This is a genomic window from Eikenella sp. Marseille-P7795 (assembly GCF_916618725.1).
Classification (GTDB): Bacteria; Pseudomonadota; Gammaproteobacteria; order Burkholderiales; family Neisseriaceae; genus Eikenella; species Eikenella longinqua.
On record NZ_CAKAJZ010000001.1, the window covers coordinates 489,239 to 515,604 of the forward strand.

General features: G+C 57.9%; 33 protein-coding genes. 23 read left to right on the forward strand and 10 right to left on the reverse strand.

Annotation, left to right across the window (positions count from 1 at the left end):
- Positions 1–9: 9 nt before the first annotated feature.
- Together LG371_RS02460 and LG371_RS02465 are read right to left on the reverse strand one after the other, a co-directional pair.
- Complete coding sequence (locus LG371_RS02460; protein WP_067589490.1) at positions 10–666, reverse strand: DsbA family protein; 657 nt, start codon at positions 664–666, stop codon at positions 10–12.
- A gap of 158 nt (positions 667–824) precedes the next feature.
- Positions 825–1,481: a 4'-phosphopantetheinyl transferase superfamily protein gene (locus LG371_RS02465; RefSeq protein WP_067589493.1), complete on the reverse strand. Its 657-nt coding sequence runs from the start codon at positions 1,479–1,481 to the stop codon at positions 825–827.
- Positions 1,482–1,578: 97 nt separating this feature from the next.
- Here LG371_RS02465 and LG371_RS02470 point away from each other — a divergent pair, with 97 nt between their 5' ends.
- On the forward strand, positions 1,579–2,133 hold the full coding sequence (locus LG371_RS02470) for a hypothetical protein (protein WP_225747651.1): 555 nt from the start codon (positions 1,579–1,581) through the stop codon (positions 2,131–2,133).
- A 66-nt stretch (positions 2,134–2,199) separates the two neighbouring features.
- On the opposite strand, the gene LG371_RS02475 is transcribed toward LG371_RS02470, so the two are convergent.
- Positions 2,200–3,078, reverse strand: coding sequence for a hypothetical protein (locus LG371_RS02475; protein WP_067589500.1), 879 nt, complete (start codon positions 3,076–3,078; stop codon positions 2,200–2,202).
- A gap of 21 nt (positions 3,079–3,099) precedes the next feature.
- Positions 3,100–3,252: a hypothetical protein gene (locus LG371_RS02480; RefSeq protein ID WP_156503440.1), complete on the reverse strand. Its 153-nt coding sequence runs from the start codon at positions 3,250–3,252 to the stop codon at positions 3,100–3,102.
- Between the two features lie 84 nt (positions 3,253–3,336).
- Between LG371_RS02480 and LG371_RS12350 the strand changes: the two genes are divergently transcribed.
- From LG371_RS12350 to LG371_RS02500, 3 genes are all read left to right on the forward strand, one after another.
- On the forward strand, positions 3,337–4,995 hold the full coding sequence (locus LG371_RS12350) for a glycosyltransferase (RefSeq protein WP_370632641.1): 1,659 nt from the start codon (positions 3,337–3,339) through the stop codon (positions 4,993–4,995).
- Positions 4,988–5,434: a thioesterase family protein gene (locus LG371_RS02495; protein WP_067589503.1), complete on the forward strand. Its 447-nt coding sequence runs from the start codon at positions 4,988–4,990 to the stop codon at positions 5,432–5,434. Before LG371_RS12350 ends, LG371_RS02495 begins: the two co-directional genes overlap by 8 nt.
- Positions 5,435–5,621: 187 nt before the next feature.
- Positions 5,622–5,783 carry a hypothetical protein gene (locus LG371_RS02500; protein ID WP_225747652.1) on the forward strand — a complete coding sequence of 54 codons (162 nt, stop codon included), beginning with the start codon at positions 5,622–5,624 and terminating at the stop codon, positions 5,781–5,783.
- A 94-nt stretch (positions 5,784–5,877) separates the two neighbouring features.
- On the opposite strand, the gene LG371_RS02505 is transcribed toward LG371_RS02500, so the two are convergent.
- A complete protein-coding gene (locus LG371_RS02505; protein ID WP_225747653.1) occupies positions 5,878–6,696 on the reverse strand; it encodes a helix-turn-helix transcriptional regulator in 819 nt (272 codons plus the stop codon).
- Between the two features lie 205 nt (positions 6,697–6,901).
- Between LG371_RS02505 and LG371_RS02510 the strand changes: the two genes are divergently transcribed.
- The 14 genes from LG371_RS02510 to LG371_RS02575 all read left to right on the forward strand — a co-directional run bounded on the left by LG371_RS02510 (position 6,902) and on the right by LG371_RS02575 (position 16,269).
- The gene (locus tag LG371_RS02510; protein ID WP_067589509.1) at positions 6,902–7,180 is read left to right on the forward strand and encodes a helix-turn-helix domain-containing protein; all 279 of its coding nucleotides are present in this window, start codon (positions 6,902–6,904) and stop codon (positions 7,178–7,180) included.
- Between the two features lie 65 nt (positions 7,181–7,245).
- Entirely contained in the window at positions 7,246–8,076 is an 831-nt protein-coding gene (locus tag LG371_RS02515; RefSeq protein ID WP_370632643.1) for a YmfQ family protein, read from the forward strand.
- 10 nt (positions 8,077–8,086) lie between these two features.
- Positions 8,087–8,848 carry a hypothetical protein gene (locus tag LG371_RS12355; RefSeq protein WP_370632645.1) on the forward strand — a complete coding sequence of 254 codons (762 nt, stop codon included), beginning with the start codon at positions 8,087–8,089 and terminating at the stop codon, positions 8,846–8,848.
- A gap of 18 nt (positions 8,849–8,866) precedes the next feature.
- Entirely contained in the window at positions 8,867–9,502 is a 636-nt protein-coding gene (locus LG371_RS02525; RefSeq protein WP_225747654.1) for a DUF4376 domain-containing protein, read from the forward strand.
- A complete protein-coding gene (locus LG371_RS02530; RefSeq protein WP_225747655.1) occupies positions 9,499–9,981 on the forward strand; it encodes a cytoplasmic protein in 483 nt (160 codons plus the stop codon). Before LG371_RS02525 ends, LG371_RS02530 begins: the two co-directional genes overlap by 4 nt.
- A gap of 155 nt (positions 9,982–10,136) precedes the next feature.
- On the forward strand, positions 10,137–10,358 hold the full coding sequence (locus LG371_RS02535) for a Com family DNA-binding transcriptional regulator (RefSeq protein ID WP_082890720.1): 222 nt from the start codon (positions 10,137–10,139) through the stop codon (positions 10,356–10,358).
- Positions 10,297–11,124 carry a hypothetical protein gene (locus LG371_RS02540; RefSeq protein ID WP_225747656.1) on the forward strand — a complete coding sequence of 276 codons (828 nt, stop codon included), beginning with the start codon at positions 10,297–10,299 and terminating at the stop codon, positions 11,122–11,124. The genes LG371_RS02535 and LG371_RS02540 overlap by 62 nt, the downstream gene beginning before the upstream one ends.
- 73 nt (positions 11,125–11,197) lie before the next feature.
- Positions 11,198–11,809, forward strand: coding sequence for an NAD(P)H-dependent oxidoreductase (locus LG371_RS02545; RefSeq protein ID WP_218916344.1), 612 nt, complete (start codon positions 11,198–11,200; stop codon positions 11,807–11,809).
- A gap of 303 nt (positions 11,810–12,112) precedes the next feature.
- Positions 12,113–12,565, forward strand: coding sequence for a PhzF family phenazine biosynthesis isomerase (locus tag LG371_RS12360; RefSeq protein ID WP_225747657.1), 453 nt, complete (start codon positions 12,113–12,115; stop codon positions 12,563–12,565).
- Positions 12,450–12,893, forward strand: coding sequence for a PhzF family phenazine biosynthesis protein (locus LG371_RS02555; protein ID WP_225747658.1), 444 nt, complete (start codon positions 12,450–12,452; stop codon positions 12,891–12,893). The genes LG371_RS12360 and LG371_RS02555 overlap by 116 nt, the downstream gene beginning before the upstream one ends.
- Positions 12,894–12,984: 91 nt before the next feature.
- Positions 12,985–13,578: an outer membrane lipoprotein carrier protein LolA gene (locus tag LG371_RS02560; RefSeq protein ID WP_225747659.1), complete on the forward strand. Its 594-nt coding sequence runs from the start codon at positions 12,985–12,987 to the stop codon at positions 13,576–13,578.
- Between the two features lie 320 nt (positions 13,579–13,898).
- Positions 13,899–14,675 carry a ribonuclease III gene (rnc, locus tag LG371_RS02565; RefSeq protein ID WP_225747660.1) on the forward strand — a complete coding sequence of 259 codons (777 nt, stop codon included), beginning with the start codon at positions 13,899–13,901 and terminating at the stop codon, positions 14,673–14,675.
- 216 nt (positions 14,676–14,891) lie between these two features.
- Positions 14,892–15,803 (forward strand): GTPase Era, encoded by a 912-nt coding sequence (gene era, locus LG371_RS02570; RefSeq protein WP_067589520.1) that lies wholly within the window; start codon positions 14,892–14,894, stop codon positions 15,801–15,803.
- Between the two features lie 118 nt (positions 15,804–15,921).
- Positions 15,922–16,269 carry a DUF4298 domain-containing protein gene (locus LG371_RS02575; protein ID WP_067589523.1) on the forward strand — a complete coding sequence of 116 codons (348 nt, stop codon included), beginning with the start codon at positions 15,922–15,924 and terminating at the stop codon, positions 16,267–16,269.
- A gap of 89 nt (positions 16,270–16,358) precedes the next feature.
- Here LG371_RS02575 and LG371_RS02580 read toward each other — a convergent pair whose 3' ends face one another.
- The 5 genes from LG371_RS02580 to LG371_RS02595 all read right to left on the reverse strand — a co-directional run bounded on the left by LG371_RS02580 (position 16,359) and on the right by LG371_RS02595 (position 19,773).
- The gene (locus LG371_RS02580; RefSeq protein WP_067589526.1) at positions 16,359–17,222 is read right to left on the reverse strand and encodes a DUF808 domain-containing protein; all 864 of its coding nucleotides are present in this window, start codon (positions 17,220–17,222) and stop codon (positions 16,359–16,361) included.
- A 159-nt stretch (positions 17,223–17,381) separates the two neighbouring features.
- Positions 17,382–17,504 carry a hypothetical protein gene (locus LG371_RS12220; protein ID WP_255593053.1) on the reverse strand — a complete coding sequence of 41 codons (123 nt, stop codon included), beginning with the start codon at positions 17,502–17,504 and terminating at the stop codon, positions 17,382–17,384.
- Positions 17,505–17,525: 21 nt separating this feature from the next.
- Complete coding sequence (locus tag LG371_RS02585) at positions 17,526–18,356, reverse strand: HlyC/CorC family transporter (RefSeq protein ID WP_067589527.1); 831 nt, start codon at positions 18,354–18,356, stop codon at positions 17,526–17,528.
- Between the two features lies 1 nt (position 18,357).
- Complete coding sequence (gene ybeY, locus LG371_RS02590; protein WP_067589528.1) at positions 18,358–18,888, reverse strand: rRNA maturation RNase YbeY; 531 nt, start codon at positions 18,886–18,888, stop codon at positions 18,358–18,360.
- A 126-nt stretch (positions 18,889–19,014) separates the two neighbouring features.
- The gene (locus LG371_RS02595) at positions 19,015–19,773 is read right to left on the reverse strand and encodes a hypothetical protein (RefSeq protein WP_225747661.1); all 759 of its coding nucleotides are present in this window, start codon (positions 19,771–19,773) and stop codon (positions 19,015–19,017) included.
- Positions 19,774–20,054: 281 nt separating this feature from the next.
- On the opposite strand from LG371_RS02595, the gene LG371_RS02600 reads away from it, so the two are divergent.
- The 5 genes from LG371_RS02600 (at position 20,055) to fabB (ending at position 26,288) form a co-directional block, all read left to right on the forward strand.
- A complete protein-coding gene (locus LG371_RS02600) occupies positions 20,055–22,901 on the forward strand; it encodes a valine--tRNA ligase (RefSeq protein ID WP_225747662.1) in 2,847 nt (948 codons plus the stop codon).
- Positions 22,902–22,970: 69 nt separating this feature from the next.
- Entirely contained in the window at positions 22,971–23,204 is a 234-nt protein-coding gene (locus tag LG371_RS02605; RefSeq protein ID WP_225747663.1) for an enterochelin ABC transporter, read from the forward strand.
- 77 nt (positions 23,205–23,281) lie between these two features.
- Entirely contained in the window at positions 23,282–24,145 is an 864-nt protein-coding gene (locus tag LG371_RS02610) for an arginase family protein (RefSeq protein WP_225747664.1), read from the forward strand.
- A gap of 333 nt (positions 24,146–24,478) precedes the next feature.
- Positions 24,479–25,003 (forward strand): 3-hydroxyacyl-[acyl-carrier-protein] dehydratase FabA, encoded by a 525-nt coding sequence (fabA, locus tag LG371_RS02615; RefSeq protein WP_067589539.1) that lies wholly within the window; start codon positions 24,479–24,481, stop codon positions 25,001–25,003.
- Between the two features lie 73 nt (positions 25,004–25,076).
- Entirely contained in the window at positions 25,077–26,288 is a 1,212-nt protein-coding gene (gene fabB / locus LG371_RS02620; RefSeq protein WP_067589541.1) for a beta-ketoacyl-ACP synthase I, read from the forward strand.
- Positions 26,289–26,366 lie beyond the last annotated feature (78 nt).

The following is a 26,366-nucleotide window of genomic DNA, read 5'->3' on the forward strand; positions in this document are numbered from 1 at the left end:
GGCGGTATTCTACCCGAAAAGCGCGGCCTCATGCTTGGCCTGATTCTGCCGCCCAAGCGCCCAGATGCACAGCAGCATGGTCTGCATTGCGGTAGAGGATACTCTGCTAGGCAGCGCCCTGACCCCGTGCGCAGTGTGTACCAGCAGCTGCGGCACGCCTTGCAGGCCGTATTGCTGCATCAGTTTTTGCGCAGCAGCGCAGCGTTCGGCGGTGAGCGCGGCGGTGTCTGACTCATCCAAAAGCCGGGCAGCGGCGGACAGCCCCAGCGCATTCAATACGGTGCGGACCACGGCCGGGTCGGCAGTGTTTTGGCCGTTTTGATAACGCACCTGCTGCAACGCGGAGAGCGCGGCCAATTCTTGATCCGGCGCAGTTTGCCCTACGGCGGTTAATGCCAGCAGCATGGGCTGGGAATCGAAGGGCAGGTTGGAATACAGCAGGTTTTGCTGGTAAGCAGGGCTGAATATCGCGCCAGTCAGCTTGGCGATGCGTTGGTCATTTTCCCAGGCATAGGTGGAAAATTCGGTATCCATGTGCCGATTGCCGTGTGCAAACAGGCCGGTGGGGCAGAGGCGCACTTCGTGCTTGGCGGCAATTTGCCTGATGGCGGGCGCAGCGCCGTAGCACCAGCCGCAGAGCGGGTCAAAGAGATAATCAATCTGCATGGTTTCTCCATTGATGGGAATAGGAAGGCCGCAGATTATAGGCGGGTCGGTCGGGCGCAAACAGCATACAGGGGTTAAGCTTGTTTTTCTTGTGGGGAAAACACGGTTTGCAGTTTTAACTTCGCCGAAACTAGCGCCTTCAGGCAGCCTGTTGCCGCTCAGGCAAATGCATACAGCAAACGCCGCTCCGCCGCCCGAACCGCGCCGAAGCCCCACCATTCCAGCTCCGCCTCCACCTCCCACGGCCACACCGCCGCGCACGCCCATTCCCCGCCCAGCAGAAACGCCGCGCCGCGCCAGCGCCGCCCGATGGCGCAGAGCCGCCAGTTTCCCTCCCCGCCTTGCCGCCGCAGCCCCACCTGCGGCAAATCCGCCAGCGCCTGCCCCGTGGCTTTGAGCAGCGCCTCTTTCAGCGCCCACAGCGCATAACGGCTCGCCAAACCGGCATGCCCTTGCAGCCACGCCGCCTCATCCGCATGCAGCACCCAATCCGGCCAGCCGCCGAAATCGCGCGCCCGCAGCCGCTCCAAATCCGCGCCCACGGCAAAATCGGCAGAAGGCACCGCCAGCAGCGCATGGCCGCCGCTGTGGCTGAGGCTACCTGAAAAATTCAAGCTGCCCAAACACCCCGCTGCCGCCGCCTGCTGCTTGAGGAAACGGCTGGTTTGCCAGCCCTTTTGCGCCGCACGCGCGGGGTGGCGCAGTAAATGCACGCGGTCGGCCTCATCCAGCAATGCGGCGCGATAATGTTCGGCACAATCGGGCGCGGCCAGATAAAGGCAGATGCGCCGGGCGGCGCTCGGGCGGGTAGGCATTTTTGCGGTTTTCCAATATACTGTTAAATCAAGTGAACCTGCTGAATTATAGCGGATTCGGTTTGCACCTTTCTCCACCATGTAAAAGGAAGCCAATATGAAACACCGCCACATCCTGCTCGCGGCCGCCATGGCCGCCGTTTTCGGCCTGGCCGGCTGCACCAACAACCGCGCGCCCGACGACGGCAGAAGCCAAAGCCCGCGCCAGAGCGACAGCCGCGCCGCCGCCCACGGCAACGCGCAAACCACCGGCCGCGTGTGCCGCCTCTTGCGCAACGACGACCCCAACCGCGGCGGCCGCAAAGTGGTGTACCGCTGCAACGGCCGCGCCGTGCTCGCCTCCAGCGAAGCCAAAAGCCTGCTCAACCCGAGCGTGCCCGTGAGCTTCGGCGCCGGCGGCCGCACCGTGCGGGCCAACCTCACCACCCGCCAGGCCGCCAATGCCTCCAACAAATCCGACGAAGCCGCCTGCGAACGCGCCTTCATCAACGCCGCCCACAAATTCCAAGAAACCGCCCAAGGCCGCGGCGCCAACCGCGTGAGCAACTTCCACAGCTACTACAACCGCCAAATCCTGCGCGGCGGGCAGTATGACTGCGAAGTGGGCACCTTCCACGCCCGCGTGGTGATGCGCGGCGATATTGCCCGCTGATTGGCGCGAGGCAAGTAAAAGGCTACCTGAAAAAGTTTTCAGGTAGCCTTTTGAACGGTTGCCGCGTTATTGCCGAGCTTCCGGTTTGAATGCTGGTGAGATCAAAACTTTTTTAACAAATGTACTGGCTCGTAGTTCATATGAATTTTCCTCCGGGCATCTATCTCCCCTGCCCCAAGGGTTCGGATTTTGCTCAAGTTTAGAATACCCTAGTGCCGGCACAAATACATACATCGTTTTCTCAGCCATTAACTCATCAGTTTTAGTGTCAATTACCTTGATGGTTGTTCCGGCTATCCAATGTTTGCGGTTTTCCCAGGAAACATCGTTCTCATAGGTAACGGCATAGCGGGCTGGATGTCGCGGATTAGTTTCTTGATCAAACGGTTTAGCATATCTAGACCAGTTACCGCTGTAACGAATAATCGAGCCGTCTTTTTGTAAAACATCAACATTGTCATAGTGGACAGAAGAATAATATGGCAAAAAACTGGCAACATATTCTTCCCGCTTTGATTCGCTTTCTATCGCCGCATCCTCCCACATCTGGTCTTTCCGCGGGTTGTAGAAGCTGTCTTGATATTTCTCGTCATCCCCGCGCACTTTCAGCAGCAGGATGCCGTCCACATCCTCGGCGGTGCGGTAGATCTTCTCGCCGGCGTTTCGGCAGAGTTGGTCGAAGCGGGCTTTGGCGGGCTCGTAGCGTTGGCGCCATTCGGCTTCTTCCGCTGCGGCTTCCTGCCTCTCCTGCATTTTTTCTACCTGCCCTACCGCATAAAGCAGCCCGGCCACAACTAGCCCAGGCAGAAATATTAACTGCGGATTTTTATTAAATAATTTGGGGTTTATCTGATAACAGGCAAAACTCACGGCCACGATCAGCAATATTATCCCGCCCCAATGAAGCAGGTTATAAACAAAGAGGAAATCCTGTTCAGTAAACATGAATATTTGATTTACCTAAAATTAATGATAAATCCTACCTGAAAACGGCGTGCAGGCATAGCCCGGGCGGGATTGTTGTGCCGCCAAACCGCCCAGCGCCAATCCAATCACGCTGCCATTGGCAGAAGGGGAAAAGGCTACCTGAAAATCCGCCCACGCATTTGGATGGCGCATCCGCTTCATTCCGCCGTGCGGATTTTCAGGTAGCCCTTCCCCCTTTTTGCTAAAATCCCGCTTTTCCCCCGCCCCGCCTTTTCCATGAAACTCCTCGCCGTTATCCCGCACTACCGCCACCTCGGCACGCTGCCGCAGGTGGTGGCTGCGCTGCGCGGTTGCGGCCTGCCCGTGCTGGTGGTGGACGACGGCTCGGGCGAAGACTGCCGCGCGGGCTTGGAAGCCTTGCAGGGCGAAGGCGTGCAGGTGGCGTTCCGGCCGGCAAACGGCGGCAAGGGCAGCGCGATGAAGTGGGGCTTCAAGCTGGCGGCGCAGCAGGGTTTCAGCCATGTGTTGCAGATGGATGCCGACGCGCAGCACAGTTTTGCCGACATCCCGCGTTTTGTCGAAGCCGCGCAGGCGCAGCCGCAGGCGGTGGTGTGCGGGCGGCCGGTGTACGGCGGCGACGTGCCCAAATCGCGCCTCTACGGCCGCAAAATCACCGATTTTTGGAACGTGCTGCACACTTGGTCGCGCGACATCCAAGACGGCATGTGCGGCTTCCGCGTGTATCCGCTGGCCGCCGTGCTGCCCCTCCAATACGGCGGCGGCATCATCGGCGAACGCATGGATTTCGACAACGAAATCCTGGTGCGCCTGCATTGGGCGGGCACGCCCTTCGTGTGGCTCGACACGCCGATACGCTATGCGGCAGACGGCATCTCGCACTTCAATCTGCGCCGCGATAACCTGCTCATCAGCAAAATGCACGCCCGCCTGTTTTGCGGCATGCTCGCCCGCCGTTTCGGCAAGCTTTTCAGACGGCCTCAAGCGGCGCAATCCGCCCACTGGTCGGCACAGCGCGAACGCGGCAGCCGCCCCTTCCTCCAGCTCACCGCATGGCTGGTGCGCTACCTGCCGCTGCCGCTGGTGCACATCATCGCCGCCATCGTGCCCGCCTATTTCTACCTCACCTCCGCCGCCCAACGCCGCAGCGTGCGCCAATATCAGGGCTACCTGAAAACCAGTTTCCCCGCCGCGCCGCTGCCCGCGCGTTTTGCCGAATACCGCCAGTTTGCCGCCTTCGGCCAGGCCGTGGCCGACCGCTTCGCCGTGTGGCGGCACAAAATCACCGTGCCGGATTTGGTGGTGGAAGACCCCGACAACCTCTACGCCGACGTGGACAACCACAGCGCGCGCGGCCAAATCCTCATCTGCTCGCACTTGGGCAACATCGAAGTGTGCCGCGCCCTCGTGTCGCACCACCAAGGCTTCAAGCTCAACGTGCTGGTGCACAACGCCCACGCCGAAGATTTCAACCGCGCCCTCAAAGCCGCCGGCGCCAGCGATTTGCAGCTCATCCAAGTGGCCGAACTCGACGCCGCCAAAATGCTGCAACTCTCGCACAAGCTCGACGCGGGCGAATGGCTGGCCATCGCCGCCGACCGCACCCCCGTGCGCGGCAACAAAACCGTGCCCGTGCAATTCCTCGGCCACACCGCCCATCTGCCGCAAGGCCCCTGGCTCCTGGCCGGCCTCTTGCGCGCGCCCACCAACACCGTGTTCGTATTGAAAGAACGCGGCCGCTATCATCTATGCCTCAAGCGTTTCCAGGTAGCCCCAAGCTGGACGGCCGCCACACGCAAACAAGTGATTGCCGATATGGCGCAACAATACGCAAACACCCTCGCCGCCCACGCCGCCCGCGCCCCACTGCAATGGTTCAACTTCTACGATTTTTGGAACAACCCCGAACATGGCTAAACACATCTACTGCCGCCACAGCACCGAGCTGGAAGTGCCCTTTTTCGACGTGGACGTGATGCAGATCGTCTGGCACGGCCACTACGTGAAATACCTCGAAATCGCCCGCTGCGCCTTCCTCGACGCACTGGGCTACAACTACACCGTGATGCTGGCGCACGGCTGCGCCTGGCCCGTGGTCAAGCTCGACCTCAAATACATCCGCCCCGCCCGCTTCGGCCAGAAAATCCGCGTGAACATGGCCATGACCGAATACGAAAGCTGCCTGCGCCTCAGCTACACCCTGCGCGACGCCGAAAGCGGCGACAAGCTCACCCAAGCGGGCACCACGCAAGTCGCCCAACGCCTCGACAACGGCGAAATGCTGTTCCAAACCCCGGAAAGCTGGCAGGAAGCCGTGCGGCGGTTTGAAGGGTTTGCGCCGTTGGCGAAGGATTGAGGCTACCTGAAAAACAGGCCGTCTGAATTGGTTTTCAGGCGGCTTTTGCCTTTTCAGGTAGCCCTTCCACGCCCGCCACATTATTCACGCCTGCTTAATAACTGCTTAAGCCCGCAGCGGATTATCCGCCGCCTGCCCGCCGTGTATAATGGCCGCTCTCTCCCACTTGCCAACCAAGGAAACCGTCATGGCCAAAATCCTCGTTATCTCCGCCCACCAAAATGTGGGGAGGTGGTTATTTTTGCACTGGGATGACCGGAGGCAAAAAACGGCGGGAAACTTTACTGGGTGCGGATTTGAGCGAAGCTGGTGCAAGAAAAAACTTGCACCAGCTTTTGCTTTGGATTGATAAAAAATGCGTTATCTTTTGCACCAGAATGAGCAGGGATTAAACGCTTTTAAAACGGAATTTAAACAGCTATGGTTTATCGTGAGGCGGAGCATTAAAGAGCACGGCCAAGCCAAACCACTTTGCCGATAATAGACACACTACTGCTGGTGGCATCTCCGTTTTCCAGCGGCACCGTGAACGGCTGATACTCCTGATTGGCACTGGTGATCAATAAAGAATCAGGCAGGCGTTGAACGCGTTTGACAAAAGTCTCGTTGCCGATGCGCAAGGCATACAGACCATCAGAGGCTTCGGTTTGACTATGATCCACCAAGATGGCGTCTTTATCATTTAGCACGCCAACCATACTATCCCCTTTAACCATAACCACCGTCAGTGTGGAAAAATCAGATGTAATGTAACTTTCCAGCCAATCACGACGGAAGGCGAGGCATGATTTTGGGCGGTCATTGTCCACCCAGGCCCCCTGCCCGGCAGACACAGATACATCATAAAAGGGGATAAAGACAAACTCATCAATATCTACAACGTCCCCATTCACATCAAGCGGATGCGTGCCGCCCATCCGGCTAATACGCCGAGCTTCTTTCAAGCCTTTTACTATTTGATTGGTTTTATCCAACTGTTCTTGCAATATCCGTTGGCCTTCTTCCTGTTCCAGCCCACCGGAAATTTTCTGCTCACCTTCTAAACTGGGAGAACCTTGCCCCGTAGCCAGCCATAGCAGATTCACTTGGGCAGCATCGGCAATCTTAATTAAGTTGGTGGTACTGGGCTCCGCTCCCTCTTTTACCCATTTAGTGGCCGTAGGGTATGCCACATCCACTCTTCTAGCTAGCTCCGAGATGCTACCGAGCCTCTTGGCGACTATCTCCATTCTCTTCGCAAACTCAACGTTAAAGTTTTCCATACGAAGACTAACCTCAACCTATAAATAACTATAACGTTAATCTTAAAATATTATATCCTTGAAATCATATATTTATAACCAAAACTAAAGAATTTTCTAAAATTTTAAGTTTAACGCTATAAATTCTACTTGCTAATTTTAAGTTTAACGCTATAATACCTACATCTAGTCAATTCCCCAACTGACAAAAAATAGGTATCTCAAAATGAAAAAAAATACAGCTCAAAAAGCAACACCGGAGCTTTTGGATTGGCACCGTGCAGACATCATCGCTGCCTTGAAAAAACAGGGTTGGTCTATCCGCGCACTGGCGGCACAAGCCAACGTGCATCCGACAACTCTTTACAGCGCACTAGTCAAACCTTATCCGAAAAGTGAACGGGTTATTGCTGATGCGTTGGGCATGAAGCCCGAGCAAATCTGGCCGCAACGCTATGCGGCACGCAATTTCCAACCGGTACTACGTCGTGCAGTGAATGCATAAATGTATTGTACGGATAAAAGGCTAAAAAATCACTAATTTAAATTCTCGATTGATGAATTTTTACTATGAGAACCCTCAAGAGACAGGCGAAAGCCACCTCACTAGACCACGCGATTGAGCTGGCCAAGCGCCATGCCAAAGAGCATGGCCGACCTTCCAAGGTGATGGCCGACCTGATGGGTGCAGAGCTGAAAACCTATTACCGCTGGCTATTGGATAACACTTTGCCGCTCAACCGGATAGCACAGTTTGAAGCGTTATCTGGCAGCCGCTACATCAGCGAGTATTTGAGTGTATTGCATGGAGACCGGGTGGTGATTGAAATCCCGCGCGGACGCAAGGGCAAGGCGGCGGATATAGCGCAGGTGCAGAGCCAAACGGCAGAAGCCATCGCGCTGTTGGCTAAATGGCACGAGGACGGCAGCGGGGTAGACGAAACCATCGAGGCGCTGACCAACGTGCTCTCACTATTGGCCTATGCCCCCACCGCCGGCGGCGACATCACGCGCTGGGAGCGCCTGCTCGGCCTCAACCCGCCGCAGCCCGACAACTACGCCCGCCGCGTGGCCGACGTGCTGGCCAAACTCAACGAGACCGGCGGCTTAAGCATCCCGTATTTCGTCGGCTTGGCTGCCGCCGCTGGCTACACCATCACTATCAGCGAGCCGCAGCCCTTCCGCGCGGGCATCAACCGCGCCGGCGACCGCCTCGCCCGCGAAGACATCATGTGGGTGTGGTGGGTGGACGTGGCTGCGCAATCGCAAACCGTGTGGCGCTTCCGCGCCGGCAGCGGCACCGCCGGCAGCCGACTGAGCCAATACAGCGACGCCGTGATCGAGAGCCTGTTTAACCGCCTCAAACCCGCCCACACCGCCATCCGATTTACCTACCGATAAAGGACGATTTATGCACCCCATCGAAACCCCCGATAAGACCTTTCACGACGGCGACGGCGTGAGCGAGCTTGGCACCATCCTGCCGGCGTGGTGGCTCAACCAAATCCAAGCCGAGCTGCTGGCTGTGCTGACGGCGGGCGGCATCCAGCCGGACAAGGCCAAGCCTAACCAAGTGCTGGAGGCTTTGCACAAAATCATCGACGAGCAGGCCGGCGGCGCAGTTAAAACCACTGGCAACCAAGACATCGCCGGTATCAAGAGTTTTACCAACACTCTGCACGCCAAATCCGGCCTGCTGGCGAGCGACAGCGCCGCCCACTTTGCTGCCAGCCGCTCGCTGAAACTGGGCGCGGATGGGACAAGCGCCTACCTAAAAAACCAAAGTAGCGGCAAATCGTTAAATCTCCTCAACAACGGCGAGCTGCACTACGACGGCAAGCGGCTGCTGAATATAGACGATTTACAGACTGCGGAGGCAAGCAAAACCGAAAATGGCTACCTGAAAATGGACAGCGATATCATATTGCAGTGGATAAGAATTAAGAAAAATATGAATGCTTTTCAAGGTACTTATAATTTCCCCGTAGCGTTTCCAAGCTCGTGTGCAGCGATTATGGTCAATTCATATTTGGAGCGCCCAGAAGGCGGCTGCGGGCAGATAGTGCGTGCCATCGCTCAATCTAAATCCACGTTTGATTTGTACGTGGATATATGGTCACTCAATGGGCACGGTAATCCTGCTACCGCATATGTTTTTGCCATCGGCTATTAAGCTATTAAAGGAGTAGATATGACTATTTTTTACTCACGATTCACCGGCGGATTTTACGACGACCAAATCCATAACAGGCTGCCTGAAAATATTGTGGAGATTAGCCCAGAGCAGCACACCGCCTTGCTGGCCGGTCAGTCTGTCGGGCAAGTGATTATGCCCGGCAAAGACGGCAAACCCGTGCTGGCACCGCAGCCGCCCTGCCCGAGCAGCACTTGGGATGGGGAGCAATGGCAGATTGACCCCGAGTGCGCCGCCCGGCTTAAAGCCGAGCAGCAGGCCGAAATGTGGGAGCGCATCAAAGCCAAGCGTGCCGACAACCTGCGGCACGGCGTTTATATCCAATCCGTGGGCACGTGGTTTCACACCGACGATAACAGCCGTACGCAGTATTTGGCACTAGCGGTGCGAACAAAATTACCTGAAAACCTGCTTTGGAAAACGATGGACAACAGCTTTTTGCCTATGACCAAAGAGCTGTTGGGCGAGCTGCTAGACCAAATGATGGTGGACGAGCAGGCCGATTTCGCCAACGCCGAAAAACACCGCGCCGCCATGCTCCAAGCCGACAAACCGCTTGAGTACGATTATTCAGGCGGTTGGACGGCCAACTTTGAGCACGCTGCCGCCGAGCTGGGGGAATCTAAATCATGAAATCCCGATACTACCTAGCTCTGTACAAAGGCCGCCGCAGCGGCCGCGGCTGGCGCGTGCTGGCCGGGCACGGCACCGACTGGCTCACCCGCATCCTTACCCGCGGCCAATACAGCCACGCCGAGATTGCCTACGGCCCCGGCAGCGGCGGCGTGCACGACTGCCTTTCCGCCTCTGTGCGCGACGGCGGGGTGCGTGCCAAAACCATGGCTCTGCCTGCCGACAAATGGGATTTATTCCCGCTGCCCGACAGCATCAACGAGCACGGCCGGCTCGACCGCCTCTACCGCCATACCGTGAGCCAGCCCTACGACTGGTTCGGCGCCCTCGGCGTGGTGTTCAAAACCCGCCAGAGGGGCGATAAATGGTTTTGCTCCGAGTGGTGCGCCGCCGCGCTCGGGCTGCCCGAGAGCTGGCGTTGGTCACCCAACGACCTCGCCGCCATCGTGCCCGCCTTGTATAAACAGGAGACGCAATAAAAACCCGCCACACGGGCGGGGAGTAAGAAACCAAGACGGCGACACGGCGGGTGCGGGAACACCCGCCGCGACAGCCAAGCAGAACCAGCCTGCATTGACCCAAGGCCGCCACCCTCGAGGGCGCGCGGATTGTATCACGCAATGTAGGACAAACCATGCAATACCGATGTAAAAACTGCGGCAAACTACTGGCCGTCGGCAGCGGCACCGTGCAAATCAAGTGCCAGCGCTGTAAAACAGTAAACCAATTCAGTTCTTTCACAACCCAGAGCGCCCCGAGTGCCGAAACCGCGAAATCCACGCAGAAAGGCACTCATGTACACCAAAGCACCCCTGCCGTTCACCGGCCAAAAACGCCGTTTTTTAAAGCTGTTTAAACAGGTGTTAAACCAGCACCTCCCCGGCAACGGGAGCGGCTGGACGATACTCGACGCCTTCGGCGGCTCCGGCCTCTTATCGCACACCGCCAAACAGGCCAAGTCCGCTGCCCGCGTGCTTTATAATGACTACGACGGCTACAGCGAGCGCCTGCGCCACACCCCCGACCCCAACCGCCTGCGTCGCCAGCTTGCCGAGCTTTTAGTATCCGTGCCGCGCAACAAGCTGGTGCCGCCTGCGGTTAAAGCCGCCATCGTGTCCGCCATCCGCAGCTTTGGCGGTTATGTTGATTTGGATTGCTTAGTGGCATGGCTGCTGTTCAGCGGCAACACCGCCGCCGATTTGGACGAGTTATGCCGCAAAACCATGTACAACTGCATCAGCCTCAACGACTACCCCGAGGCGCAAGGCTACCTGAACGGCGTGGAGATAGTCAGCCAGTCCTACCGCGAGCTGCTGCCACAACACATCGCCAACCCGCGCACGCTGTTGGTACTCGACCCGCCCTACGTCTGCACCCAGCAGGGCAACTACCGCAAGGCCGCCTACTTCGGCATGGTCGAGTTTCTGCGCCTGATGGCAATGGTGCGCCCGCCCTTCATCTTTTTCAGCAGCACCCGCAGCGAGCTGCCCGCCTATCTCAACCTCGTGGCGGAGCTGCACCTGCCCGGCTGGGAGCGGTTTGCAGGCTGCCAGACCCTGACCTTATGCAGCACCATCAACCACAATTCCCACTACGACGACCACCTGATTTATAAGTTCTGACAGCAAGCACTGCGCCGCTTCTAAAAGCATAAGATAATCCCCGTTTAACAGACCATTAAACGGGGATAAATCAGTGCAAAAGCTGCTACAATTTCCTACGCGGCGGCGGTGCAAAAGCTACTGCCAATTCGGGCAAAAGCTGCCGCCGCCTTACAAAAACCTCGAACATTCCGTCAGCAACCGCCTGATTCTGGAAGAACTGGACAAACACTTCGGCGGCCAAGCCAGCGTGCGCCGCCTCTCCGAGCTCTACCCCGATTTCAACATCGACGTGGCCGCGGAGCAGGCCGCGCTGGTGGATGCCGACATCGTGCTGCTGCAATACCCCACCTACTGGTTCAACACCCCCGCCATCCTGAAAAAATGGCTGGATGACGTGTGGACCTACGGCTTCGCCTACGGCACCGGCGGCGACAAACTGCACGGCAAAAAGCTGTTCGTTTCCACCACCATCGGCTCAGGCAAGGAAAATTATGACGGCAATATCGCGCCGCTGGTTGCCGATTTGGTGAAACCCGTGGAAGCCTCGGCCCTGTATTCCGGCTTCGACTGGCAGGGCGTGGAGCCGCTCTACGGCCAGCTCTACATCCCCGGCGTGAACAGCGAAGAAGATTTGGCGCGCGTGCAGCAGAAAGCCCGTGACCACGCCGCCAAGCTCATCGCCAAAATCGAAAAACTGGCTTAAAGGCTATAGCGAATCAAATTGGCTTTCGATACGAGGCAGCGAGCCGCAGACAGTACAGGAGTACGGCAAGGCGAGCTAACGCTGTAGCGAAAGTTTAGTTGATTCGCGATACCTGAAAAAAGGCCGTCTGAATTGAATTTCAGACGGCTTTGGTATTTTTAGGTAGCCTTTCGGCCGATAAGCCGCCGCGCAAGATTTTGGGTGTAGAATACCGCCAAGCCCTGCCACAAACCCGCTATACTGCACGCCGCCCATCCTGAAACAGGCTGCCTGCAAGGCCATCTGAAACACCGAAAAACTGCTATGCAAACCATCAAACAATACACCGTAGATGCCTTTACCGACCGCGTGTTCGGCGGCAATCCCGCCGCCGTCTGCGTGGCGGACGCATTCCCTTCCGAAGATTTGATGCGCAATATCGCCAAGGAAAACAACCTTTCCGAAACTGCCTTCGTCGTACCGCAAGGCGACGCCTTCGCCCTGCGCTGGTTCACGCCCGAATGTGAAATCGACCTGTGCGGACACGCCACGCTCGCCACCGCCTTCGTGATCGACCGTTTCGTCGCCCCGAGCCGTGCCACGCTCGATTTTCACACCCGCAGCGGCATCCTGCGCGTGCAAACAGGGCGGCCGCTTCGCCATGGATTTCCCCGCCTTCGCACTGGAAAAAATCGACATTCCCGCCCATATCGGCAACGTTTTGGGCATCGTTCCCCAAGAGGCATATTTGGGGCGGGACTTGCTGTGCGTGTTTGAAGACGAAGCGCAAATCCGCGCCGCTCAGCCCGACTTTGCCGCCATGCTCGGCTTAGACGGCGTGCTGCTGCACATCACCGCACCGGGCAAAGACTACGACTGCGTTTCCCGCTCCTTCGCCCCGAAGCACGGCGTAAACGAAGACCCCGTCTGCGGCTCGGGGCACTGCCATATCTTCCCCTACTGGGCAGAAAGGCTGGGTAAATCCGAACTTGTCGGCCATCAGGCATCCAAACGCGGCGGCGTGCTGCACGGCCAGGTGGGCGGCGGGCGCGTCGTCCTCAGCGGCTCGGCAGTTTTGTTCGCACAATCAGAAATCTTCGTCTGAACTGCTTCGCCCGTAGGCCGGGCATTTATGCCCGACAATCCGTCTGAAAACGTAAATTGCCACACAATCAAAACCCACCCCAAGCAAACCGATGAAAAAATTCCTCCTCCTCCTCTTCTCCCTCGCCGCCCTGCCCGCGCTCGCCTTCAACACCGCCGAGCTCACCACCCAACTGCAAGCCCCGCAAAGCGTGCAGGGCAGCTTCACCCAGCAGCGTTTCCTGCGCTCGCTCGACAAACCCGTGCAAACCGGCGGCCGCTTCGCCCTGCGCCCCGGGCGCGGCCTGTTTTGGCACCTGCAAAAGCCGTTTGACATGAAACTGCGCGTGCGCCGCGACGGCATCACCCGCCAAGACGCGCAAGGGCAGTGGCGCAGCAACGGCAGCCAAACCGCGCAGGCCGCGCAAGTGAAACTCTTCATGGCCGTGCTCGGCGGCGACACCGCCGAACTGCAACGCCACTTCAACCTCGCCCTCTCCGGCCCCCCGCAGCAAGGGCGCCTCACCCTCACGCCGAAAACCGCCGTGATGCGGCAAGTGTTCAACCAAATCGTCATCAGCGGCGGCCAGCTCGTGCACAAAGTGGAGCTCGACGAAAAACAGGGCGACCGCACTGTGATGCAATTCAGCCAACTGCAAACCAACCAGCCGCTCAGCCCCGCCGCCCGACAGGCCTTGGGGGAATAAGCGCGGCCGCCCTGTTTTTTCTGCCGCGCGCATAGCCGCTTTGTGGAAGCTGCGTTTTCGCTTCGCGGAAACTTGTTTTTCAGGTAGCCTTCATCCGCAAAAGGCTACCTGAAAAACAGAGCGCATCGCCGGAAATGCCGGATACCCATCCCCATTTTTCAGGTAGCCCCCCGCCCAGCGCCGAGGCTACCTGAAAAGTATCGTGGATAAAATTTCAACCGAAGCAAGGCAGCAAGGCGTGCCAACGCCGCAGCAGTTTCAATTTAACTCGCCCTATCCGCCCCAGCCCCGCCGCCAAACGCTATATAATCCCACCATCGATGACCAAACCCGCCCGCCCCCGCAAAAATTCCAGCCCCAAGCCCGACCCGCGCCGCCAGCAGGCGCTCGCCGCCCTCCAGCAGCAGCTCGGCCACCTCTTCGGCAACCCCCGCCTGCTCGAGCAGGCCCTCACCCACCGCAGCCACAGCGCCCGCAACAACGAACGCTTCGAATTCGTTGGCGACGCTATCCTCGATTACAGCGTGGCCAAAATGCTGTTCGATGCCTTCCCCGACTACAGCGAAGGTGAGCTCTCCCGCCTGCGCGCCAACCTGGTGAACCAAGACGTGCTCGCCGAAATCGCCCGCGGCATGGGCGTGGGCGACGCCCTCTATCTGGGCATAGGCGAACTCAAAAGCGGCGGCTTCGACCGCCCCTCCATCCTCGCCGACGCCGTGGAAGCCCTGCTCGCCGCCATCAGCTTCGATGCCGACTTCGCCGCCGCCGAAGCCGCCGTGCGCCGCCTGTTTGCCCGCCGCATCGCCACCATCGACTTAAGCAACCAAGGCAAAGATCCGAAAACCCTGCTGCAAGAAGCCCTGCAAGCCCGCCACCTGCCCCTGCCCAAATACCGCATCGAGCACCAAGAAGGCGAAGGCAGCGACGCCCGCTTCGACATCGCCTGCGACCTAGGCGAGCTAGCGCACATCACCTACGCCCGCGCCCCCAGCCGCCGCGCCGCCGAACAGGCCGCCGCCAAAGAAGCCTTGAATTGGCTGCAACAGCAGCACCCGCTGCCCGCCAAGCCGAAAAAACCGCGCAAACCGCAGGCCTGATCCCGCGCCGTTTGCGCCCATGCAAATAAACCTCATCGGCGGGATTTACCGATACAAAACGGCATGTTATATATAGCGTCCGTTTCAACCAAATCAATAAAGCCTCGCCGCTGGCATGAAATTTTGGCTTCGCAGAAACTTCGCTGCGCTGCGTTTTCAGGTAGCCCCTTGTTGCGAGTAAAGGCTACCTGAAAATCTATCCAACTGAAAGAACACATGAATTTAGAAAACTTCCCTTCCAGCCCCCGCCCCGATTTCCGCTGCGGCTTCGTGGCCATCGTGGGGCGGCCGAACGTGGGCAAATCCACGCTGATGAACCACCTCATCGGCCAAAAAATCAGCATCACCAGCAAAAAAGCCCAAACCACGCGCCACAAAATCACCGGCGTTTACACCGACGACGGCGCCCAATTCATCTTTGTGGATACCCCCGGCTTCCAAACCAGCCACCGTAACGCGCTCAATGACCGCCTCAACCAAAACGTAACCGAAGCCATCGGCGGCGTGGATGCCGTGGCCTTCGTGGTGGAAGCCATGCGCTTTGGCGAGGCCGACCGCCAGGTGCTGCGCCTACTGCCGAAAAGCCGGCCCGTGGTGTTGGTGGTGAACAAAATCGACCGTGCCAAAAGCAAGGCCGAACTGGACGGATTTATCGAAACCGTGCGCCAAGAATTTGATTTTGCCGGCGTGGAAGCCGTGAGCGCCAAACACGGCCTGCGCATCGGCGAACTGCTTGCCCAGCTGCGCCCCTTCCTGCCGCCCGGCCCGCCGCTCTACCCCGAAGACGCGGTAACCGACCGCTCCGGTCGCTTCCTGGCCGCCGAAATCGTGCGCGAAAAGCTGTTCCGCCACCTCGGCGAAGAGCTGCCCTACGCCGTAAACGTGGCCGTGGAGCAGTTTGAAGAGGAAGACGGGCTCTACCGCATCTATATCGCCGTGCTGGTGGACAAAGACGGCCAGAAAGCCATCATCATCGGCAAAGGCGGCGAAAAGCTGAAAAAAATCTCCACCGAAGCACGGCTGGATATGGAAAAATTGTTCGGCACCAAAGTGTTTCTCAAAGTGTGGGTGAAAGTGAAATCCGGCTGGGCAGACGACGTGCGCTTTTTGCGCGAATTCGGTATGTAGCCCGGCCTTGGCCGCAATATTTTTGCTTAGCATAACCCCAGCCTGGCTATGCCGAGCATCGTTTTAACTTCATTGAGGCTACGCTTTCAGGTAGCCTCTTCCCCCTCCGGAGAACACCATGCCCCAAACCGCCCAACAACGCATCAACCACATCCAAGCCCGCTACCGCGAATGGCAGCGCCTCCTGCCCGAGCTGGAAGCCGCCCAGGCGCAATGGCGACAGGCCATGCAGATTCTGCACGAGCTGGCCGATTTCTACGAAAACGAATACGGCGAAATCCATCAGGCCATCGAAGAAGGCTTGGAAGTGTCGCTGCACACCGAAGGCGAATACAGCATCATGAGCGAAGACGCCCTGTGGAACGCCTTGCAGGAACATTATGATTTATCGTGGTTTTGGCTGCGCGCCGCCACTCGCGAGCTCGACCCGCAGCATGGGGAAACGGGCGAGGCTGAAACCGAATAAAGGCTACAACGCCGATACCCGATGCATGAAAATGATAAAGGCTACCTGAAAATTTCAGGTAGCCTTTTTATTGCGCAAACAGCCGCCGCTCAACCCCGCCGTTTCGCCCACAGCTTCATCAGCGGCAGCACCACCGCGCAGGCAACGGCGCCCACGGCCAGGCCGATGAGCAGCGAGGCGAGCGTGCCGGGGAGGCCGCCGTCCCAGTGGCGTGCGTGCAGCCAGTGGTGCAGCGCGCCCCAGTTGTGGGCGAAAATGCCGCCGCCCACGAGGAACATGGCCAGCGTGCCCACGATGCTGATGCCGCGCATAAACCACGGCATAAACAGGATGATGGCCTTGCCCGCCGCCGCGGTGGCCGGGCGGCGCATCAGCGCCAGACCGAAATCGTCGGCCTTCACAATCAGCGCCACGATGCCGTACACCAGCACGGTGAGCCCGATGCCGATTAAGAGCAGGGTAACAATCTGCGTGGTGAGCGAAGACTCGGCCACCACGCCCAGCGCGATGATGACGATTTCGGCGGAGAGGATGAAATCGGTGCGGATGGCGCCTTTGATTTTGGCGTTTTCGTCCACGATTTCGTCGGGCACGGTGTGCCCGGTGCCTTCGTGGCGGTGCAAGAATTTGTGCAGCAGTTTTTCCACGCCTTCGAAACACAGGTAGCCGCCGCCGAACATCAAGAGCGGGGTTATCAGCGCAGGGGCAAACACGGAGAGCAGCAGCGCGGCGGGAATCAGGATCAGCTTGTTCACCAGCGAGCCCTTAGCCACCGCCCACACGATGGGCAGTTCGCGGTCGGCGCGCACGCCGGTAACCTGGTTGGCATTGAGCGCCAAATCGTCGCCCACCACGCCGGCGGTTTTTTTGGCGGCCACTTTAGACATCAGCGCCACGTCGTCGAGCACGGACACGATGTCGTCGAGCAGGGTGAGGAGGGAGGAAAAAGCCATGTGGAATCCTTGAGATAAGTTTTTCAGGTAGCCTTTGCGGCGTATGGCGGAAGGCTACCTGAAAATTATTGTCTTGTTTTTAGGTGTGTGGAAACTGGAATACGGCGGCATTATACGGGCGCGGGCAAGGCAAAGGCTACCTGAAAAATAAAGCCAAAATCAGAGGCTACCTGAAAACTCTGCGGCGGAATTGCGCTTTGCGTTTTCAGGTAGCCTTTTATAGTGGATGAACAAAAACCAGTACGGCGCTGCCTCGCCTTGCCCTGATTTTTGTTCATCCACTATATCACCCAAGCGGCAGCACTAAGTTTTCGCCTTCACCGCCATCAGCGTGTGCAGCCGGCGGCTGTCGGCGCGCGCCACGGTGAATTGCAAGGGGCCGATAACGGCCTTTTCGCCGCGCACGGGCAGGTGGCCGAGCTCTTTGATCACCAGCCCGCCGATGGTGTTCACTTCTTCGTCGCTGTAATCGGTGCCGAAAAATTCGTTTACGTCTTCGATTTCGGTAACGGCGTTGATGCGCCAGCGGTCGGGGGAAACGGCGAAGATGTTGTCGGCGCTGTCGTCTTCGTCGAATTCGTCTTCGATGTCGCCCAGAATCTGCTCGATTACGTCTTCCAGCGTTACCAGGCCGCTGATGCTGCCGTATTCGTCCACCACCACGGCGAGGTGATTGTGCATATCGCGGAATTCTTTGAGCAATATGTTCAAAGGCTTGCCTTCGGGCACGAACACGGCGGGGCGCAATACGTTTTCGAGCTTGAACTGTTCGGGATTGAGGGTGTATTTGAGCAGGTCTTTGGCGTGGAGGATGCCGAGCACGTTGTCTTTGTCGTCGGCAATCACGGGGAAGCGGGAATGGGTGGTGCCCACCACATAGGCGATGATGCGGCTCACGCTGTCGCCGGCCTTCACCACATCCATTTGGGCGCGGCTGATCATGGCGTCGCGCACTTCCAGGCCGCGGAAATCGATGATTTTTTCCAGCCACTGCTGGGTGTCTTCATCGAAAATTTTCTGTTCGCGCGCTTGGCGCAGCAGCGCCAATACGTCTTCGGGGGAATCTGGGCTGTCGCCGGCGAGGCGGCCGAACAACCGCTCGAAAAATCCGGGCTTGGCCGGGCTCTCTTCCATTTCAGTCTGCATCCTGTGCATAGGGGTTGGGGTATCCTAACTGATTCATCAGGCGGATTTCAAGGCTTTCCATCTCTTCGGCTTCGGCGGGGCTGATGTGGTCGTAGCCCATCAGGTGCAGCACGCCGTGCAGGGTGAGGTGGGCGAAATGGGCTTCCAGGGTTTTGCCTTGCTCGGCGGCTTCGCGCGCCACCACTTGCGGGCAGATGATGAGGTCGCCGTGCAGGGCGGGAGGCAGGCTACCTGAAAACCCGGCCAAGGCTGCCTGTTCACCTTCGTCGAGCGCGAAACTGAGCACGTTGGTGGCGTAGTCTTTTTGGCGGTAGTCGCGGTTGTAGGCGCGGGCGGCGACTTCGTCTAAGAGCAAGAGGCTGATTTCGGCGCGGCGGTAGTGCGATTTCACGGCCTGCCATGCCCAGCGGCGGAATTGGGCTTCGCCCGGGCTGCCCGTCAGGCGGGCTTGGTCTTCAAAATGCAATTGGAGGCGCTGGCGCAGCAGGGCGGGAAAGGGGTAGCGTTTGGCGGTTTTCATGGTTTGCAAAATGGGAAATAAGCGGGCGGTATTATAGCGGGAAAGGCTACCTGAAAAATCTGTTTCTGGTTTTCAGGTAGCCTCTGCGGCAGTGGGCTTGCTTGCCCTGCCGCTAAATATAGCACGCTAGCATTCCGCCGCTTCCTCCGCCTGCTGCAAGGCGGCAGCCAGTTGGGCTTTTTCCGATTTATCCAAGCCTGTCACCGACACCAGCTTCCTATCCAGCGCCACCGGCACGCCGCCGCCATGGGGCAGGAAGGCTAGCAGGTACACCTGCCCGCTGCGGCCTTCAAATGTCCAGGCGCCGTTGTCTTTTTTGCCGAAGCCGAGGCCGATTTTGCGGGTTTGCCCTTCGATTTCGGCTTGATATACCGCGTCTTTGCCCGCATTGCCAATGTGTAGGCAGGGCACGGCGGCCAGCTGCCAGGGCTGTGCTTCGGGGCGGTTGATGGCGTCCAAAATCCGGCGGTAACGCGGCACGCGCACCAACACAACATAAAACGCGGCGCCAATCATAAACAGCCCCAGCCCGCCAAACAGCAGCACGCCCACGCTGCGGTTGCCCACCTTTTCCACCGCCACATCCAGCGTGAGGCGCGAAGGATCATTGGCATCGGCCAGCGCGCGGGCGTAAATATCGCCGCCGGTGCCGAAAAAGCTAAAGGATTTTTCCACCGTGCGGCCGCGGTGCGTGATGGTGGTGTTGCAGCTGGTGAAGATGGCTTTGCGGATGGTGCATTCGCCGTCGATCCGCGCGTTTACCGGCACGGCGTGTTGGCCGATTTGGTAGTCTTGATAGATTTCGGCGGCGGTATAGCCCTGCCACACGGCAAACACCACGCCCACCGGCAGCATCAGCAGCAGCGCCACCAAAGCCATCGTCATCGGCCGGTTCGGCCCGATCGCATTTTGAAGGGCTTAACCGGCATGGGAAAAGGCAGGATGTGCATGATGGGTCTCCTCGGGCAAATAAGCGGTACTATAAAAGAAGCCGCTGAAATTTGCCAACTCAGCGCAAAAGCCAGCCGAAAAACGAGCTCCAACACCGCTAAAGATGCCTGCCAAGATTTTCAGGTAGCCTTCCCTGCCCGCCCCGGGCTACCTGAAAACTGCCCGCTTCCACTATAATTCGCCATTTCCGCTAATATTTTTCAGGTAGCCCCAGAATGCTCGACAAATACAATCCCGCCGAACTCGAATCCAAACACTATCAAAACTGGGAAGCGAAAGGCTATTTCCAGCCCGATATGGATTTGACCAAACCGTCTTTCTCCATCCAACTGCCGCCGCCCAACGTAACCGGCACGCTGCACATGGGCCATGCCTTCAACCAAACCATCATGGACGGTCTGACCCGCTACTACCGCATGAAAGGCTGCAATACCGCCTGGATTCCCGGTACCGACCACGCGGGCATCGCCACGCAAATCGTAGTCGAGCGTCAGCTTGCCGCGCAAAACGTGTCCCGTCATGATTTGGGGCGCGAAAAATTCTTGGAAAAAGTGTGGGAATGGAAAGAAGTGTCCGGCGGCACGATTACGCAGCAGATGCGCCGTGTGGGCTGCTCCGCCGACTGGACGCGCGAGTATTTCACGATGGACGACGTGCGCGCCGAAACCGTTACCGAAGTGTTTGTGAAACTGTTTGAGCAGGGCTTGATTTATCGCGGCAAACGCCTGGTGAACTGGGACCCGGTATTGGGTACGGCAGTGTCTGATTTGGAAGTGGAAAGCGTGGAAGAACAAGGCTCTATGTGGCACATCCGCTATCCGCTGGCGGACAATCCCGCCGAAGCCGTCATCGTTGCCACCACCCGCCCCGAAACGCTGCTGGGCGACGTTGCCGTTGCCGTCAATCCCGAAGACGAACGTTATACTCACTTAATCGGCAAAGAACTAATCCTGCCGCTGACCGGCCGCACCATCCCCGTTATCGCCGACGAATACGTCGAAAAAGACTTCGGCACAGGCTGCGTAAAAATCACGCCCGCGCACGACTTCAACGACTACGAAGTCGGCAAACGCCACGACACGCACCTAATTAACGTGTTCGATTTGGAAGCCAAAGTGCTGGCAAACGCCGAAGTGTTCAATTTCAAAGGCGAAGCGCAACAAGGCTTTGCCCTGCCTGAACAATACGCAGGCTTGGACCGTTTTGCTGCGCGCAAACAAATGGTTGCCGATTTGCAGGAACAAGGCTACCTGAAAGAAATCAAACCGCACACGCTGATGACGCCGAAAGGCGACCGCACAGGTTCGGTAATTGAGCCGATGCTGACCAGTCAATGGTTTGTCGCCATGTCCGCCACGCCCAACGGCGGCAAACCCGACAGCGTATTCAAAGGATTGAGCCTTGCCGACAAAGCCAAAAAAGCCGTCGATAGCGGCGCGGTGCGCTTTATCCCCGAAAACTGGGTCAATACCTACAACCAATGGATGAACAACATCCAAGACTGGTGTATTTCGCGCCAACTGTGGTGGGGGCATCAAATCCCCGCATGGTACGACGAAGAGGGCAACTGCTACGTCGCCCGCAATCAGGCGGAAGCCGAAAAACAGGCAGGCAAAACCGGTTTGACCCGCGAAGAAGACGTATTGGACACATGGTTCTCCTCCGCGCTCGTGCCGTTCTCCACGCTCGGCTGGAAAGACGGCGAACCCGAAACCGACGAACTCAAAGCCTTCCTGCCGTCCAACGTCTTGGTAACCGGCTACGAAATCATCTTCTTCTGGGTGGCGCGCATGATTATGATGACCACCCACTTCACCGGCAAAGTGCCGTTTAAAGACGTCTATATCCACGGCATCGTGCGCGACCACGAAGGCAAAAAAATGTCCAAATCCGAAGGCAACGTCATCGACCCCGTGGATTTGATTGACGGCATCGATTTGGATAACTTGTTGATTAAACGGACAACCGGATTACGCAAACCCGAAACCGCGCCGAAAGTGGAAGAAGCCACCAAAAAACTCTTCCCCGAAGGCATCCCCGGCATGGGTGCGGATGCCTTGCGCTTCACCATGGCGAGCTATGCCAGCTTGGGCCGCAGCGTAAACTTCGACTTCAAACGCGCCGAAGGCTACCGCAACTTCTGCAACAAAATCTGGAACGCCACCAACTTCGTCTTGATGAACACCGAAAACCAAGACTGCGGCTACGGCGCAACCGCCACCGAGCCGCGCGGCTATTCCTTCCCCGATATGTGGATAATAGGTCGTCTGAATCAGACCATCGGGCAAGTAACGCAAGCATACGAAACCTACCGCTTTGATTTAGCAGCGGAAACCCTGTACAGCTTCGTGTGGAACGACTATTGCGACTGGTATTTGGAACTTGCCAAAGTGCAGCTCCAAACCGGCTGTGCCAGCCGCCAGCGCGCCACGCGCCATACCTTATTGCGCGTACTCGAAGCCGCCCTGCGCCTGCTGCATCCGATTATCCCGTTCATCACCGAAGAATTGTGGCAAACCGTCGCCCCCATGTGCGACGCCAAAACCGCCGACAGCATCATGCTCGCCCGCTTCCCCGAAGCCGACAGTGAAGCCGTCGTTCAGACGACCTTCGAGCAGATGAACGTGTTGCAGGAATTGATTGGCGCAGTCCGCAACCTGCGCGGCGAAATGGGTATCCAGCCCAACGTCAAAGCCCCGCTGTTTGTCGAAAGCGCGGACGATTTGGCGGACTACCTCAAATACCTGCCGATGATGACCCGACTGACCAAAGCCAACCAAGTGGACAGGCTGCCTGAAAACGAAGACGCACCCGTCGCCGTCGTAAACGGCGCACGCCTGATGCTGAAAGTCGAAATCGACAAAGCCGCCGAAACCGCCCGCTTGGGCAAAGAAGCCGAGAAGCTGCAAAAAGCCCTCGACAAACTCAACGCCAAACTCTCCAAACCCGGCTACACCGAAAAAGCCCCCGCGCACTTGGTGGAAAAAGACAAAACCGATTTGGCGGAGTTGGAAGGGAAGATGGCCAAGCTGCAATCCCAATTGGAAAAGCTGAAAGAATAGGCTCCCGCGCTTGAATGAGGCTACCTGAAAAACAGTTTTCAGGTAACCTCTCTGTCTGCAAACAAAATCATGTCCGACTTTATTGATTTACTTTTAATGGCAGCCGTGCCCCTGCTGCACCTCTACACCTTCTTCACCGAAGCCCGCCACCTCAACAAATGGCAACCCTGGCAGATTATCGTTATGTTTGCCCTCACCGGCACTTGGTTTATCTACTTCGTCAGCCGCACCGCGCGGATCAAGCTCGGCATCCAGCTGCTGCTGATTGCCGGCATCATCGCCCTCATTTTCCTTTCCCAATAACCCCTGCTTGGAAAAGGCTACCTGAAGCATGAACTTCAACGCAGCCTCAACAAAGCCAAATCCCAACTGGAGAACCCGTGAAAACCATCAGACTACTCTACCCCGACCACCGTGCCGGCGGCTTGGACACCTATTATTTCGGCGCGAATTTGATGACCCACATCCTGCCCGACAACCCCAAGCAGCCCCTGTTCAAAGTGGACATCCCCGCGCCCGACGGCCAACCCCGCCCGCTTGCCGACGGCATTGCCGCCAAAGACGACGTGTTCGCAGGCGTGCGCGCGGCGGCGGACATTCTCGACGCGCAACGTCCCGACAAAATCATCACCATCGGCGGCAACTGCATCGTTTCGCTCGCCCCGTTCGATTACCTGCACGGCGTGTATGCCGCGCGCGGCGAAAGCCTCGGCATCCTGTGGATAGACACCCACCCCGACGTTTCCATTCCCAAAGACAGCTATCCCAACGCCCACGCCATGATTTTGGGCGCACTGCTGGGGCAGCCTGAAAACCCGCTCGCCGACCTGCGCCGCAACCCGCCGTTTGCCGCCAATCAGGTGCTCTATATCGGCTTGCAGGCACTGCACGACTACCAAGCCCGCTATCTCGACAGCATCGGTGTGGACTACAAAATCCAAACCGAAACATTCGTGGACAACGCCGAAATCCAAGCCTTTATGGCGCGGTTCGACCACGTTTTGGTGCATTTGGACATCGACGTGCTGGATGCGAAACGCTTCCATTCCACCTATTTCGCCAATCCCGAACTGGTCGGCGACGGCAGCGGCTCGGGCAGGATGACGCTGGCGGAATTGTCCGACATCCTGCAATTGATTTCGGAATACGGCGACAGCGTCGGCTTTACCGTCGCCGAATACCTGCCGTTCGACGAACACAGGCTGCACGAAATGTTTCAAAAAGTGCGGATTCTGACCGAATAGGCCCCCGCTTAGCAAAGGCTACCTGAAAAATGGTTTTCAGGTAGCCTTTTGCCGTCAGCCCAAGCAACAAACCACACAAACCATGCTGATAGGTTTAGAATACCCGCAAGCCGGCTCCAAACCGGGCAGCGGCTAGGACTCCGCAGGCGGCAGATTGCGCCGCCCGCCGGAATCAAATAGAATGCTTGGTCTAGAGCTAAAGCCTCAATCCGGATTTCCAAAATAAACTTTTGCCAACAAGGCATTGGAAATTCCACCGCTGTGCAAGCACGGCACATTGCCCGGCTTTTCTCCCATTATTTCAAGCTGCCCCGCGCAGCATTAAGGATCACCATGAGCACTTTCGTTCCACAAAACAGCTACACCAAAGAAGAACTCTTAGCCTGCGGGCGCGGCGAATTATTCGGCGAAGGCAACGCCCAGCTGCCGCTGCCCAATATGCTGATGATCGACCGCATTGTGAACATCAACAGCACCGGCGGCAAATACGGCAAAGGCGAAATCATCGCCGAATTGGATATCCACCCCGATTTGTGGTTTTTCGGCTGCCACTTCATCGGCGATCCGGTGATGCCCGGCTGCTTGGGCCTAGACGCCATGTGGCAGCTGGTGGGCTTCTTCCTGGGCTGGACCGGCGCCCCCGGCCGCGGCCGCGCCTTGGGCTGCGCCGAAGTGAAGTTCACCGGCCAAGTGCTGCCCAAACACAAAAAAATCACCTACCACATCCACATGAAGCGCGTGATGAACAGCAAACTGGTGCTGGGCATCGCCGATGCGGAAATGAGTGTGGACGGCCACAAGATTTACGAAGGAAACGGCCTGCGCGTGGGTTTGTTTACCAGCACAGACGATTTCTAGCCCCAATAGGCTACTGAAAAGTTCAAGCAATATTTTTCAGGTAGCCTGATTTCCCCCAACGGAGTTCATCATTATGAAACGAGTAGTCGTAACCGGTATCGGCATCGTGTCCAGCCTGGGCAACAACTGCCGCGAAGTGCTCGAATCGCTGCGCCAGCTCAAGTCGGGCATCGCATTCGACGAAAGCTACCGCGAAATGGGCCTGCGCTCGCACGTGGCCGGCAACATCAATATCGACACCAAAGAGCACATCGACCGCAAAATCCTGCGCTTTATGGGCAACGCCGCGGCCTATGCCTATATCGCCATGAAAGAAGCGATTGCCCACGCCGGCCTTTCCGAAGAGCAGGTGTCGAACATCCGCACCGGCATCGTAACCGGCAGCGGCGGCGCCTCCCCTTCTTCGCAAGTGGAAGCCGCCGACACCCTGCGCGCCAGCGGCGTGAAACGCATCGGCCCCTACGGCGTAACCAAAACCATGGCCTCCACCGTGGCCGCCTGCCTGGCTACCCCGTTTAAAATCAAAGGCGTGAACTATTCCATCAGCTCCGCCTGCTCCACTTCCGCCCACTGCATCGGCCACGCCGCCGAGCTCATCCAGCTCGGTAAACAAGACATCGTGTTTGCCGGCGGCGGCGAAGAAGTATCTTGGCACATGAGCTCCCTGTTCGACGCCATGGGCGCGCTCTCCAGCAAATACAACGACACCCCGCAGCAGGCGAGCCGCGCCTACGATGCCGACCGCGACGGCTTCGTGATTTCCGGCGGCGGCAGCATCCTGGTGATGGAAGAATACGAGCACGCCAAAGCCCGCGGCGCCAACATCCTGTGCGAGCTCACCGGCTACGGCGCCACCTCCGACGGCTACGACATGGTGCAGCCCTCCGGCGAAGGCGCCGTGCGCTGCATGCAGATGGCGCTTGCCCAACACGGCGGCAGCGTGGACTACATCAACGCCCACGGCACCTCCACCCCGGTGGGCGACACCAAAGAGCTCGGCGCCATCCGCGAAACCTTTGCCGGCAAAGAAGTGCCGCTCATCAGCTCCACCAAATCGCTTTCCGGCCACGCCTTAGGCGCAGCTGGCTCCAATGAAGCGATTTATTCCATCCTGATGCTGCTCAACGATTTCGTGTGCGCCAGCGCCAATATCTTCCATTTGGACGAACAAGCTGCCGGCCTGCCGATTGTGCGCAAAAACATCAGCAAAAAGCTTAATGCCGTGATGTCGAACAGCTTCGGCTTCGGCGGCACCAACGCCACGCTGATTTTCAGCCGCGTTTAAAGGCTACCTGAAATGTGAGCGTCAACGAAGTTCAAACAAACGGCTGAATCCTGCTGGATTTAGCCGTTTTTGTTTGCA